A 16,356-nucleotide genomic window follows, 5' to 3' on the forward strand; every position below is an offset into this window, starting at 1 on the left:
AAAGTGATATTAATAGATACATTTCGAAATCAAGCTAAAAAGACCCCTGAAATCATCGCATTATCTACCGAGAGTAAACAGATGACATACCGGGAATTGGATGGACACAGCGACTTTGTCGCTGCCCATCTTCTCCAACATAATGTTACAAAAGGACATATAGGGCTTTTATTCGAACAAGGGACTGATATGGTCGTAAGTTCTATTGCTACATTGAAAGCTGGTTTAACGTATATTCCATTAAGTGACCAGTACCCTGAATTACGTATTGCCCATATCTTGGAGGATGCTGAAGTCGAAGTACTTGTAACAAATCATGAAAATATGAAATTAGCAAAAAAAGTAGTAGAAAATGGAAACATGGAAATTCAAATCATAAATGTCGATGAGCTTTCTACTAGCGTTCATGTAACGTCCAATTTTGAAGGGATACAAGCTAACGAATATGCTTACATCCTTTATACGTCAGGCTCAACAGGGAAGCCAAAGGGAGTTATTCAAACGCAAGAGAATATCTACTATTATGCGACACAATATGCAAATAAATTAGGAATATCCAGTGGAAGCAAAATGACGTTATTCTCTTATTTCTCACATGATGCAGCTATTATCGATATTTATAGTGGTTTATTACACGGGGCAACTCTCTATCCTAGAGATATTAGAAAAGAAAACAGTTTTAAAGCAATAGTACAGTGGTTAGCAGCAGAAAAAATGAACATATGGCATTCTGTTCCGACTTTATATCGTCATTTTACTCGTTCATTAGATAAAAACATTGATCTGCCTGATTTAAAATATATAGTTTTGGGCGGGGAAAATGTAAATAAGCAAGATATTCAGTTATTTAGAGAGAACTTTAAAAACGCTACACTTGTAAACTTATACGGGCAATCTGAATCTTCGTTTAATTCATGCCAATTTATCTCTCATGCTGACGAAGAGCTAAGTATTCATCTTGGACGACCAATAGAAGGCATAGAAATCATTGTTGTGGATGAGTTTGATAACGAAGTGCTGCCTTTAGGTATTGGGGAAATTGTTGTTTCGAACTCCTATATTGCCAAAGGATATTGGAATAACAAAGAATTATCTGCAAAAGTATTTCAAAACGATCCTGAGTTCGGGAGTCAGTACTGGACAGGAGACTTAGGAAGATTAGAGATTGACGGCTCCATTACATGGTTAGGGCGTAAAGATAAGCAAGTAAAAATCCGCGGATATCGAATTGAATTAGGTGAGATTGAAAACTGTCTCATGGAAGTAGAAGCAATTAAAGACGCCGTTGTTCTAAAAAAAGAAGGAAAAGAAAACGAGGAGCAATTAATCGCTTACTATACGTTGCTTAAGCCCCATTCTAAAGAAGACATAAAAAAGCATTTGAGCAATCGTCTACCTACTTATATGATACCTAATGTCTACCTTGAGGTAGAGAATATTCCTTTAACAGCAAGTGGCAAAGTAGATCGTAATGAACTTTTGAAGTTAGGAGTCAGTTTTGCCCGAGAGAAAGAGTATCAACAGGCTACGAATGAAATCGAACAGAAATTAGTTGCGATATGGGAAGAGATGTTAAAGGTTGAAAGAATCGGAATCCAAGATAACTTTTTTGAACTTGGTGGTCATTCCTTAAAAGCTACCATTGTAAGTGGGAGAATTCAAAAAGAATTAGAAGTGGAGATTGGAGTAAGCGATCTATTCCAATACCCAACAATTAAGGAACTGGCAACGAAGATCAACGAAAGTCATCAGAAGAAATATGAGAAATTACAGCCTTTAACCAAACAAGAAAGTTATCCTGTCAGTTCAGCACAAAAGCGACTTTTTGCAATTCAAATGATGGATAAAGAAAATGTGGCGTATAACATGCCATTCTCCCTCAAGTTAGAAGGACAAGTAGACCGAGATAGGGTAGAAAAAGCGATTCAGCAACTCGTTATGAAGCATGATTCCTTAAGAACGAGCTTTCATATTATAGATGAAGAGATCGTGCAAAAAATCGCTGACCAAGTTACCCTCGCACTTTCGTATGAAGAGGTAGAAAGTCAAGAAGAAGTAGATGAGACATTGACTCGCTGGGTAAAACCATTTGATCTAGAGCAGGCTCCTCTTGCCCGATCTGGACTTATCAAGTGGCATGATAGCTATATTCTCATGATCGATATACACCACATCATTAGTGACGGGACTACCATGGGCATATTGGCAGAAGACTTTATGAAGGCGTATGAAGGTGAAGAACTAGAAGTAGAAGAGATACAGTACAAAGAATACGTATTATGGGAAAGAGAGAAGAAAACAAGCGGCGTTTGGGAAGAGCAAAAAGCGTATTGGAAGCAAGAATTTGAAGGAGTCCTTCCCGTATTAAATCTCCCACTCGACGGTGTAAGAAGCCAAATAGAGAGTAACGTAGGAAATACTTATCAATTTATGATCGAAGAAGAGGTTGTCCAAGGATTAAGTAAAATGATGTCTCGCTTAGGTGGAACACTCTATATGGGGCTTATGGCAGGCTACAGTATCTTAATCTCTAAGTATAGTGGACAAGAAGACATTGTCATCGGAACTCCAATCGCTGGTAGAAGACACCCACAGCTACAGAAGGTTGCTGGGATGTTTGTGAATACATTAGCTATTCGGAACTATCCTGAAGGAAACAAGAAAATCGAAGACTACCTGATCGAATCAAAAGATAAACTCGTTTTAGCATATGAAAATCAAGAGTATGCATTTGAAGAACTTGTTGAAGAAGTGAAAAGCAAAAGGGATTTAAGTCGTAATCCATTATTCGACGTTATGTTAGTCCTACATAATAACGAAGTAAAAGAGATGGCTTTATCAGATCTTCAAGTCAAACCCTATGGAAGAAATCAGCATCGGATAAAATTAGACATAATTTTAAATATGATAGAAGCCAATGGACAACTTGTTTGCGAAACAGAATATCGAAGTAGTTTATTTAGAAAAGAAACCATAGCACTGATGATGAAGCATTACGTAAATATACTAAAAGAAATGATAGTAAAAAGCGATCAACAGATTCAAAACATCGAAGGAATTGACGAGGAAGAGAAGCAACAATTATTGCAAGATTTTAATGATACACAATTGAACTATACACAGGGGAAAACACTCATTGATATATTTGAGGAAACAGTAAGGACATATCCAACCCATATTGCAGTCGCGCAAGGTGATACAGAAATCACCTATGAGAAATTGCTAGAAAAGGTTAATAAAATGGCCCAATTCCTGATGAATGAAGGAGTACAAATAGAATCGATTGTTGGGCTGATGGTGGATCGATCGATCGAAATGATTGTCGCTATGCTGGCCATACAAAAAGCAGGTGGAGCATACCTACCTATAGATAAGAGCTATCCAAAAGATCGAATCGAGCATCTCTTAATGGATAGTGAGAGCCAATATTTACTCACTGATCCAAAACGAATTGAACATCTCAATATAAACTTTACAGGAACTACATTGGATATTACAAATTATGAGAATCAGAAAATAGAAGAAATAAGATTAGAAAAAAGGAAAAACGAACTAACTTCCAAAAATCTTGCGTACGTTATTTACACATCTGGGAGTACTGGGAATCCAAAAGGTGTCATGATAGAACACCAATCATTACATAATCTTATCCTTGGAATGAGAAAACGAATTCCTTTACAACCAGGTAAGAGTATATTAGCACTAACAACCATCTCCTTTGATTTGTTTGTGTCAGAAAGTCTCGTACCATTGGCTCTAGGTATGAAAGTTATTGTAGCAAATGAAGAACAACAAAAAGATCCTGCCCTAATTAGCGAACTTATACTTCGTCACAAAATAGACATGTTAGCTGTAACACCCTCAAGGATGCTTCTATTAACAAATGATAGAAAATACAAAGAGTGTTTGCAAAAATTAGAAGTTATCATGATGGGTGGAGAAGCTCTACCTGAGAACTTAATTGAGAAGATACAAAATAACACAGAAGCAAAAATATTTAACTTGTATGGCCCAACAGAAGCAACAGTATGGTCAACAGTGAAAGAATTAAAAAAGGGTGAAAAACTAACCATTGGAACCCCTATTTCCAATACAAAAGTCTATATTGTTAATTCGCATCAAAGGTTAGCTCCAACTGGAACAGTAGGAGAATTATGTATTGCTGGTGATGGTTTGGCCCGAGGATACATGAATCTTCCAAGCTTAACAGCGGAGAAATTCATAGAAAATCCTTATGTATCTAATGAAAGGATGTATAAAACAGGAGATCTTGCTCGTTGGACACCACAAGGAACCATTGAATATATAGGGCGGATTGATCATCAAATCAAAATACGAGGTTATCGGATAGAACTTGGTGAGATTGATGCTGTACTAAGGAAACTACCAGAAGTAAAAGATGCGGTTACTATGGTTAAGGAAAATAAACAAGGAAACAAGTATTTATGTGCCTATATTGTAACGGAAGCTGAATACTTACCAACTATTAAAAACAGTATTAAAAAACAATTGCCTGACTACATGGTACCCACAGCATATGTCACGGTTTTTGGTAAAATTCCTCTGACCCATAATGGGAAGGTGAATAAGCAGGCCTTAAGTTTGATGGAGGAACAAGTTGAAAGAGTAAATAAGATACCACCAAGAAGTTTTGTAGAAAATACCATAGCTACGATTTGGAAGAAAGTATTAGATCTTGATGAAGTATTTATTCACGATGATTTCTTTGAATTTGGAGGTAACTCCATCAATATTATTCAAGTTGCTGCTAATCTGCGGGACGAATTAGGCATAGATATGAATGCAGCGGACATTATGGCTAATAAGACGATTCTAGAGCTTTCGGAATATATAACAGAAGAAATGGAATCTAACAGTAACGATTATGGGAATCGTAAGCATGTATTTAAGATTAATCGAAGTAAAAGTGAAAAGAAAATATTTATCGTTCATGGAGCAGATGGAAATATCTTTTATTTCAGACACTTAGCGAAATTATTAGAAGATAAATATAGTGTCTATGGAATTCAACCCCGTGGATTAAATGGGGAAGAACCTTTTCCAGATAGCTATTATCAAATGTTACAAGTTTATATTGACGAAATTCGTCAGGTACAAAGTGAAGGTCCTTATTTATTAGCTGGTTATTGCGTAGGTGGATATCTTTCCAATGATCTTGCGAATATTATGCAAATCCAGGGAGACGAAGTAAGTGCATTACTGATGCTAGATCAGGAGGCCTTTATCGAGAAAAAGCACCATAAAAATATAAGGATTATGAATAATATCATTAGAGTGATTGATCTCTGGCGTAGGATTACTAAGAAAGATAAAAGCTATACGATGAAGACTTTTTCGAATCTCATCCCAAAAGCAAAACCGATTGAGAAAGAAAGACAATTAGAAATTTTGAAAGTAAGAAGAAGTATCCAAAAATTTTTCGGAGAGGAATTAACGGTAAAATCTAATTATTGCTTCCTAGGTTTTGTATATACCCCTACCCTTGTTATTAAAGCAGTAGATAATGATAATGTATTATTCAAGCGTGAATTATGGGAAAAAATGGCCAAAACATCTTTGGAATATTATGAAGTTCCAGGGGATCATGATTCTGTGTTGATGCCGCCAAATGTAGACGCAGTAGGTGAAATTGTCAGAGACTACTTGCAACGAAAAAACCTATAGCTTAAGCAAAAGCAAGAGAAAATAGTCATATTCAAGATCAGCCTTCTCTGGAGAAACTGATCTTGAATATGACTTCTAACTTGAAGACATTTTTATAAGCGTAACAATTCATAATAGGAGCAGATGATACTATGAATGAGCCGATTTATTATAATCTAACACATGCACAAAAAAGAATTTGGTATGTCGAGAAAATGAATCCAGGACTAGTTATACATAATATTGGAGGATCACTTCGAATAGAAGGAAAGATTGATGTTTCCAAATTAGATAAAGCAATCCAACTTATCATAAAGCATAATGATGGGTTGCGGTTAAGGTTTCGAGAACGAAATGAAGAAGCTGTTCAGCATGTAGATGAGTATCAGGAAGAAAACATTGATTTTGTTGATTTCACTGAAAAAGAAGACAAACTTGAACAATTTAATCGATGGATTGAAGGGGTGTTTACTACACCATTTGAATTAATCGATGGCAAGTTATATTATTTTGGAATCTATAAACTATCTGATACAGAGTACGGGGTTTTACTTAACATTCACCATTTAATTGCAGATGGTTGGTCTATCCACTTAATAGAGAAACAGCTCTGTAACTATTATAAGGCCTTAGAACAAGAACAAGACGTAACACATTTATATAATGAATCTTATGTTGACTATATTCAGACAGAAAAAACATATTTAAATTCATCACGATTTCTGAAGAACAAACAGTATTGGAATGTGAAGTTTGAAATACTTCCTGAAACCATGATAACCAAAAGAATTGGGGATCCCAAAGGCATAAGAAAATCGTTTAAATTGGGGATAAATGAAAGTGCAAAAATTAGAAAATTCGTAAGTAAACAAAAACAACTATCATTGGCTACTTTTTTTACGGCACTCAAAATCATTTATTTACATAAGACAAAATCCATTGATGATATTATTTTGGGAGTCCCAGTTTTTAATAGAATCGGTCAGAATGAAAAAAATACGGTGGGAATGTTCACTAGTTCTGTTCCTCTTCGAGTTACATGTAAACCTGGCATGAGTGGAATAGATGTTTTAACAGCTGTAAATAAAGAATTAAGAGCTTGTCTTGTCCATCAGCAATATCCATATGATTTACTTGTGAATGATTTACATGTAAGAAAAGCAGGATATGACACTTTATTTGATATCTGTGTGAATTACTATAATACAAAATATTCAAATGAGTTGGGAGATATACCAGTTAGGGTAGAAGAATACTATTCTGGGTACCAAAGTTACTCCTTACAAATGGTTGTGAAGGAATGGTTAGATAATGATGAAATAGAACTCCTCATTGATTACAGGATTAGTGACTATAGCGATATTGAAGTGGAACGTATGTATAATCAGATGATGCATCTTGCTAATCGTCTAATCGAAAACGGAGAAGAACATATTGAAAACTTATCTCTTGGGCATGAAGAACATCTGATGAGTGTATTCGATACTTTGAATCAAACAAAAGCTGACTACCCTAGAGAAAAAACAGTGATGGATGTCATCGAAGAACAGATACTTGCACAACCGAATGCTATGGCATTAGTTTTTCAAGAGAGTTTCCTCACTTATGGAGAAATGAACCAAAGAATAAATCAATTGGCTCATCATCTAGAGAATAAAGGGGTGTTTAAAGGGGATCGAGTAGCCATCATTGCTACTCATTCTTATGAGTTAGTCATAGGGATCTTAGCGACGTTGAAAGTAGGAGCAGCCTATGTTCCCATCGATCCGAAGTATCCATTAGAAAGAATAGAATACATGCTTCAAGATTCAGATGCGAAGGTACTATATACGAATATAGAAATAGAGGGCCTTTCCTATAATCAAGAGCTAATAATGGCAGATGATACAAGCATAGAGAACGAAGACACAAACTATGTAAGTAAGGCAGCACCAGAAGATATCGCTTATATCATCTATACATCAGGATCAACAGGAAAACCTAAAGGAGTTATGATTGAACATAGGGGATTAATGAATTATATTTGGTGGGCTGGAAAAGCATATCTAAAGGATGAAAAAGAAGTATTTGCACTCTATTCTTCCATTACGTTTGATTTAACAATTACTTCTATCTTTACACCTCTTCTCTCTGGTCAATTGATCGCGATTTATGAGGATAAGGGAGAGGAATTTATCTTATATAAAGTGTTAGAAGATAAAAAGGCAACCGTGATTAAAGTAACCCCAGCCCATCTAACCTTAATCAAGGACCAACCAAATCATTCATCATCCGTCAAACGATTTATTGTAGGAGGAGAGAATTTACCAGTTAAACTAGCGAAAGAAGCCTTTGATAGTTTTGGAGGAAAAGTAGAAATCTACAACGAGTATGGTCCGACAGAGACAGTGGTAGGATGTATGATCTATCAATATCGACCCGAGTATGACCTGGGATATTCCGTTCCCATTGGCAAGCCAGCCGATAATGTAGAAATCTATCTCTTCGATAAGAACTTGCAATTAGTTACTCCAGGAATAGTGGGAGAACTATACATAGCAGGAGACGGAGTAGCAAGAGGATATCTTAATAAAGAGGAGCTTACCAAGAATGTATTTATTCATCTAAACAATGAACGATTTCAAAACAAGAGGATGTACAAAACAGGGGATCTAGGTAAAATGTTGCCTGATGGGAACATCGAGTATATTGGAAGAGCAGATAATCAGGTTAAATTACGAGGATTTCGTATTGAACTAGGAGAGATCGAAAGTGCGATAAGAGATATCGACTTCGTGAAGGAAGGTATTGTTCAAGTAAAAAAAGATTTCAATGGACAGGATGCCATATGTGCTTATATTGTAAGTGATAATGATTTTTCTGAACATGCTATAAAACAACAACTTTTCAAGAAACTACCAGCATGCATGGTACCTTCTTATTATGTGAATATTGAGCAAGTCCCTTTAACTTCAAATGGAAAAGTAGATTATAAACAATTACCGGGTATCTTGGTACATCCAGTCGAATTTATTTCGTCTCGAAATGAAACGGAAAGACAATTTATTCAAATCTTAGAAGGGGTAATGGGTAAGGGGAATCTAAGTATGAATAGCAACTTTTTCCAAATTGGAGGAGACTCAATAAAAGCGATTCAAATTGTCTCCAAATTGAAAGACATTGGAATGACCTTAAAGGTCCAAGATATTATGGAGAAGGAAACGTTAGAGGATATAGCTTTATGTATTGACTATCAGTATGTATCTTCGCGGATCTCTCAAAATCTAGAGGAAGGAAAAATAAGAAATACCCCCATTATTCAATGGTTCCTTGAACAAAGAATGGCAGAACCACATTATTTTAATCAATCCGTATTGTTGGAGTTTAAAGAAAAAGTTGGAATAGAAAATATCCAAGTCGCATTAAGAGAAATTATCCATCATCATGATACATTGAGGGTGAATTTTGATACAAATACCCAAGAGCTGTACTATAATAATCAATTGCTAGAGCAAGAAATCGAAATAGAATATTTTAACTTAAACGCATTAGATCATGATAAACCAGTAGTAATAGAAGAAAAAATTAAAGAAATTAGTGAGAAAGTAAAAGGAAGCATCACATTAGATCAAGGTTTTTTGATAAGAGCATGCGTAATAACAGTAAATGAAAAAACAGAATTGTTATTATTAACTGGCCATCATTTAGTGATTGATGGTGTATCGTGGAGAATTATCCTAGAAGACTTTCTAACCTTACTTACGCAAATCCAAAATCATCAGAATCTAGAGTTACCACTCAAGACTCATTCATTCAAAGAATGGGCTTCAATCCTCCATGAATATAGCAATCTGGGATTTCCTGATGAAGTTGAGTACTGGAAAGAAATATTAAATCACCCATCCTATCTATCAAAAGATTTTGATAAACCTATTGGTTTAGTAGAAGATTCAGTAACATTAAGTTATGAATTAGATGAAAAAATTACGAAAGATTTAGGTATAAAGATAAATCAATATTACAATATGGATCTTAATGAACTACTTATTTCTTCCTTAGCTTTAACTATTCATAAAACGAGTAACATGGAAGAAGTTGTATTTGAAGTTGAGAGACATGGTAGAGAGCAAATCAATGAGGAGATAGACATCTCAAGGACAATTGGATGGTTTACAAGTATATACCCAGTACACTTTAAAGTAAAAGGAAATGACCTCATAACTCAATTAAAAGAATTAAAAGAAATATATAGAAAAGTACCATATAAGGGATTTAACTTTAGTGTATTGAAGTATATTAATAAGATCTTTGAAAATATCCATCACGAACCAATTCGTTTTAATTACCTTGGTGATTTTGATCATGTTTTACAGTCAGATGTATGTAAACTTTCAAGTTTACATACTGGATCAGATGTTAGTGCAAAGAACAAACTTACAGCCCTTGTTGATGTGATGGCCATTAAGTTAAACGGAAAGTTACAGATAAATATAACTTTTAGCTCAAATACATTTGAGAATGAAACTATGCAATCTTTTTTAGATAGTTATATCAATATAATAAAGGATATTTACCAACATTGCTCAACAAGTGGAGAGATCGAGTTTACACCTTCTGATTTTAATGAAGCAGACCTTTCGGAAGAAGATTTAGAATTGCTTTTTTTAAATTAGGTGCACATGGGTAAGTCTCCACTACCCACATCATTTGTAACTGAAACAATATTAAATGATAAGGAGATTTTAATGAGAAAATTCATTGCATTATTAACATTTCTGTTTATTGTTTCTACTGTAAGCGTTTCTGTTGGACATGCTGGAAATGGAGAGGAGAGTAAAATAGATGTTATTTCCAATTATGTGGAAGAACATTTTAAGGAGTTAAAAGTCCAAGGATTAAGTATAGGAATTATTCAAAATGGTAAGGTTCAATTTTTAAATTATGGGTATAGTGATTTGGAGAAAAGACTTGAGACATCCGAGCATACCAATTATGAGATTGGCTCTTTAACCAAATCATTTACGGCTCTTGCCATCATGAATCTAGAAAAAGAAGGACAACTCTCTTTACAGGATTCTGTATCCAAATACTTTCCAGATTTCTATGGAATATTCAATGAGAAGAAACAAGAAATTACGATTGAACAATTATTACACCACACAAGTGGTATAGGGGAAGATTCCATTAAATTATTGAGAGAGGATGCAAGTGCGAAAGCCTTACCAAACTTGGTTGATAAAATAAAAGGTATTAAATTAGAAGACATTCCGGGTAAGCAATTTGAATATGCAACCATTAACTACGATATTTTAGGTGCCATTATAGAGAAAGTTTCCGGGAAGTCATATGAGGGGTATATAAAATCAAGTATACTAGCCCCTCTACAGATGAATAACTCCTATGTTGGAGTAGAATCAAATGATCAACAACTTTCCAAAGGCTTTAAAATCAGTTATTTTACTCCTAGAGAATACCAATCTCCGATATTTAGAAATAATTATCCTGCTGGGTATTTAGTGTCAAATACCGAAAACATGATTAATTGGCTACAACTTCAACTTGGAGATACAACCACAAACATAGGCCCTTTAGTAAATTCCACGCATGAGGCAGACAAAACAGTTTCATCCGTTAACAACAGCTTTTATGGAAAGGGTTGGTTTGTTGCTTCGAATCGATTTGACGAATTATATCATGGAGGGATGAATCCCAATTTCTCTTCTTATATATCATTCAGCAAAAAAAGCAATTCGGGGATAGTTATCTTAGCTAATACAAATTCTGATAATTTTTATGAAATGTCTAGTAATCTCTCTTCTTTTCTCTATGGTGATGAACTGAAACCTTTGGAAAAAAGTGCTAATAAAATGGATGTTGTATACTCTGTTTTCTCAATCATATTATTCTCATTAGTTGCTTTACTTATATGGTTCTGCGGCTATATCGTATATGGTGCAAAAATAGGGAAGAGGCATAGAGGATTTGAAAAGGGTAGTATGAAGAAACTTATCATAAATCTTATGCTTCTTGTGCCTGTTCTGTATGGTATTTACCTATTTCCTTTTGCATTTTCAGGTGTAGATTGGTATACGGCAGTTGTATGGAGCCCTAGTAGTTTTATTATTTTTGTCGGAAGTATTTTAACTTTGCTAATCTTTATGTATATCACGTACTTTATGTTATTGTTATTTCCGAGTAAGAACACCTATTTTAAAGATGCCCCAGAAATTTTAACGTTAGGTGTAATAGCTGGGGTATGTAATGCCGTTGTTATTTTCTTAATTACAAGTGCATTAAATGGAATAGGGGATTTGAGCTATACAGTCTATTACTTTGTATTAGCATTAATTATCTATATTAGTGGCAGAAGAACACTAGAAATCAAGTTAGTAGATGTAGCACAGACGATTATTGAATCGATTAGGAAAAAAATATTCGATAGACTTTTCCAAATCAGTTATGAAAAGTTTGAAAAGATGGAGTCTGGTAGAATTATTGCAACGATTACAGATGATATTAATCGAATTGGAAATTTAGCAGGATTAGCTGTAGTGATTACCACAAGCTTTATTACTATTATTTCAGCCTTTATCTATTTGGGAACTGTATCTGGGTTGGGTACGATTATTTCACTATTGATAATCGTTATGATGGCTGGAATATATGCCTACTTTGATAGTAAAGCCGGAAAGCACTTAAATGTGGCAAGAGAAACTCAAAATAAATTCTTGTCAAAAGTAGAAGGTCTCATTTATGGATTTAAAGATATTTCTCTTCATAGAACTAAAAAATCTGAATATTGGGAAGAAGTTCGTGAAATTAACGCCGAGTATAAATCTAACAATGTATATGCTTTTAAAATGTTTGTTAATGCCTTTATGTTAGGTGAATCTCTGTTTATCATTGTGATGGGATTTATCGTGTTTGGATTTTCATTTGTTTTTCATCTAATAGATGAACATGAATTGACTACATTTATTATGATTTTACTTTATCTTTTAGGCCCAATAAATGGGATCCTAAATGCTATACCACAATTAGCACAAATAAGAGTGGCTATAGATCGAGTAAAGTCGTTGCTTGGCCAATTCCCTGATATGGAACATAAGGATAAGCCAGTCATTCTAGATTATTATGAGGAAATAGACAGCTTAAGTAGTAGTCAATTAACTTTTACATATGGAAACGAGGAAACGGATGGATTTACAGTTGGTCCTATTGATTTCGCCATAAATAAAGGAGAGATCTTGTTTATCATTGGTGGTAATGGTAGTGGCAAATCGACCCTTATTAAACTGATTACCGGCTTGTATAAACCTTTAACTGGTAGTATAAGAATTAACAACAAGGAGATTGATCAGGGTATAATTGGCGAATATATTTCTTCGGTTTTTTCTGATTCACATCTGTTTGAAAGATTCTACAATACCGATTTATCAGAAAAGAAGGAAATAATTGATGATTACTTACAGCTACTTGAACTAGACAAAAAAGTCGATGTCCATCATGATACCCTGAGTACTGTTTCATTATCAACTGGACAGAAGAAAAGACTTCACCTATTGAGATGCTATTTAGAAGATAAGCCAATTTATATCTTTGATGAATTGGCAGCAGATCAAGATCCTCATTTTAGAAAAATTTTTTATAGGGAATTACTACCACAGATGAAAGCTGAAGGAAAAATAGTGATTGCGGTAACGCATGATGACCATTACTTCGATGTGGCTGATAAAATATTCAAGTTAGATATGGGCAGAATGGACAACATTAGTCATCAGTACAATAAATAAGATTCAATAACATCATAAGGATAAACGCAAAGAAGATATACACAAGGTAAGCCAGGATATTATTGGATGCCACTTGCTCAGTTCCTACGCAAAGAAAGGAATTCAGGTTGTTCTTTTTAATCCCATGCACATCAAACTTGCTCTTATAAAAAACAAAAGCAGTAACTAGTACACGAAATGATAGAAATTTTTGCTGGACAGATTCCGATTAAGCTAGAACCTGATAGATTTCGAAAAATGCTATAATGTGTCTCTTTGGAAAAGCAAGAACGAATCAGATATCAACGATTTTTCTTACAATATTTCACACCCAGGAGAATGGGTTGTCTGCGTTGTTCATTTATTCCCGATTGGGTTTTGATGTCGAGAAGTTGGGAAACTTCTTCTCGATATCGCTGAACGCTATTTTACAGAAGAGGAAAACAGGGGCTTACTTGACAAGTCTAAAGATGAACAGTTGTCCTACTTTTTTGACTTATGGTCAAGAATACAAATTAGCTGTAAGTGCGAAAGCAGATAATTTTCCTGGAAGAATAGAATATATAGATTTGACAACATTATACGAAGAATTAGTCTAATAGATATACGGGGGAGTTATGGAGAAAATTAAGTTATTTTGCCTTCCATATGCTGGTAGTTCTGCGACGGTATATATGAAATGGAAAAAGTATTTACATCATTCAATCGAGCTTATTCCTATTGAGCTTGCAGGTAGAGGAAAGCGTATAGTAGAACCGTTGTACACAGATATTGAAGAGGCAGTAAATGATATATATGAGAAGATACAAGATGAGTTAGAAGACACTCCCTATGCTTTTTTTGGACATAGTATGGGAAGTTTACTCGCTTTTGAATGTATCCATAAGATTAGATCACAAAAAAAAAGAATGCCTGAAACCATCTTTTTTTCTGGAAAAAAACCGCCCCATAAAAAGATGGATAAAATATACCATATTTTGCCAAATGAGGAGTTTATAAAAGAAATCCTGGAAATGGGAGGCACACCAAAAGAAATAGTAGAACATAAAGAATTGCTTCAGATTTTTATTCCTATTTTAAAGGCGGATTTTAGAATTGTGGAATCATATGATTACAAAGAGAAGGGCGAAGTTTTTGATTGCGATATTGTTGCTATGAATGGAAAACAAGATAATTTAACAACAGATATGGTGGAATGGAATAAATATACAAGTGGAGAATTTCGGATTTACAATTTCGACGGTGATCATTTTTTTATTCATGATCATTTAGAAACGGTTGTGAATTTGATTAATCAAGAATTGATTATTAGGAGATGTTAGCAATGGCTGAAGTTAATTTTTATCAGACATGAAACGCGCGTTATGATAAGACAACTGAAGAACATTGAAGAAGTTGTAACAAAACTGTTAGCTGATTATCCAACAAATTTTCATGTAAGGGACAAAGAAAAAAAAAGAAAAAAGAAAAGGGGGAATCTAATGTGGTACCCAAGTCAAGGACAAACTAAAAAAAGAGATTAAGCAGCTAAGAGATGGTTTCTGTATTGCACAGGAGCCATCCTTTTTAGATTCCATTGATAACGATAATTATTGTAATAGACCACATATAGTGATTGATTTTCGCTTTTAGTTCCTCAAGTGTCTTCAAGGAGCTTAAGTCTACTTCGTCTTTAAAATGACCGAAAAATGATTCCTGTGGCGCATTGTCCCAACAGTTTCCTCGGCGTGACATTGATTGACCTAAGCCATGTTTTTTTAAGAGCGTTTGATAGCGTGGGCTTGTATAGTGAACCCCTTGATCTGAATGGATAAAGGCCTCTGGATGAAGCTGAGCGCGTTTATTACGGATCAGTTTTTCAATCGTTTCCGTAGCTATTTCGAGCGTGATTCGGTCTGAGACATGGTACGCTAAAATTTCGTTCGTCGAGGCATCTTTTATCGTCGACAAATAAGCCATACACTTTCCGTTATATGGCACATAGCTGATGTCCGTTAATAATACTTTCCCAGGGATACCTTACTTAAATTCACGATTTAATTTATTTGGCACAACACGATGTTCCTTCGTTGCTTTCGCCATTTGTATATATGGATTCGGTTTACGATGCGGGCAGACAATCCCTTACTTGCGCAAAATACGCTGGATTTTTTTACGGCTCATTACACATTGAAAATCCTGCTCGAGTGTCATTTTAATCGAATGAGAGCCTTTCTTATAACCATGACGATCAAAGGCTTTTAAAATCAAGTCGCGTACCTTTAAATCCCTCTGTTCTCTCACTGCTCGCGCATCACTCGCCTGTAAATAGCTATAATAGCCTGAGCGAGAAACCTTTAAGAGGCCACAAAAATACGTCACTATCCGTTTAAATGGAAACTGAGTGAGCGTATCTGAAATGAGTTAAAAAACCTTATTTGTGCTTAGTTTTTGGCTGTCGTTTAGCAGCCTCCTTTCTGTCGCTTCGAGCTTTTTTAGTAAATCTACTTGCCCCTCCAATAGTTGAATGCGTGCAGCTTGTCTTTCAATGACTTCTGCCGCTGTTAATTCGCGTTTAATCAGTCTACCTGATCCAGATTTGCGTGTATTCGTTAAGTCAATTAAGCCGTTCTCTTCATATGCTTTACGCCAACGAAAAGCTGATTGTTCAATACGTTTGATCCCAATTATCTCTTCATCAAAGCCATATTCCTTAAAAATTTGTCTCGGTGTTTTCCCTGCGAAGTATTCATCAATGAATTGACTTTTAAATGTATCTGTATAGGTAATCGTACGTTCGCTAACCTGTTGTACGTTTGGATTTTTTTGAAGTTGTAGTACCTGTTTTGGTGAAAATAAAATTTTACTCATAGTAACCTCTAGTTCGTTCTTTAATCTTGAAAGTCTAGTATATAAAAAATACCTGCAGTTAGCACACTCTTTTTCAAGTGTCCTAACTACA

Annotated in this window: 4 protein-coding genes and 1 pseudogene; 4 read left to right on the plus strand and 1 reads right to left on the minus strand. The window is 34.9% G+C overall.

From position 1 onward, the window contains the following. Window positions 1-3 precede the first annotated feature (3 nt). From JNUCC51_RS15285 to JNUCC51_RS15300, 4 genes are all read left to right on the plus strand, one after another. Window positions 4-5,685: a non-ribosomal peptide synthetase gene (locus tag JNUCC51_RS15285; protein WP_337988745.1), complete on the plus strand. Its 5,682-nt coding sequence runs from the start codon at window positions 4-6 to the stop codon at window positions 5,683-5,685. Window positions 5,686-5,816: 131 nt separating this feature from the next. Then, window positions 5,817-10,316 (plus strand): amino acid adenylation domain-containing protein, encoded by a 4,500-nt coding sequence (locus tag JNUCC51_RS15290; RefSeq protein WP_337988746.1) that lies wholly within the window; start codon window positions 5,817-5,819, stop codon window positions 10,314-10,316. A 72-nt stretch (window positions 10,317-10,388) separates the two neighbouring features. Beyond that, window positions 10,389-13,436: a cyclic peptide export ABC transporter gene (locus tag JNUCC51_RS15295; protein ID WP_337988747.1), complete on the plus strand. Its 3,048-nt coding sequence runs from the start codon at window positions 10,389-10,391 to the stop codon at window positions 13,434-13,436. A 596-nt stretch (window positions 13,437-14,032) separates the two neighbouring features. Then, on the plus strand, window positions 14,033-14,737 hold the full coding sequence (locus JNUCC51_RS15300; RefSeq protein WP_337988748.1) for a thioesterase II family protein: 705 nt from the start codon (window positions 14,033-14,035) through the stop codon (window positions 14,735-14,737). A 197-nt stretch (window positions 14,738-14,934) separates the two neighbouring features. On the opposite strand, the pseudogene JNUCC51_RS15305 reads toward JNUCC51_RS15300, so the two are convergent. After that, window positions 14,935-16,265, minus strand: a pseudogene (locus JNUCC51_RS15305) (IS3 family transposase). Window positions 16,266-16,356 lie beyond the last annotated feature (91 nt).

It is taken from the genome of Lysinibacillus sp. JNUCC 51 (genome assembly GCF_015999525.1).
GTDB lineage: Bacteria > Bacillota > Bacilli > Bacillales_A > Planococcaceae > Lysinibacillus > Lysinibacillus xylanilyticus.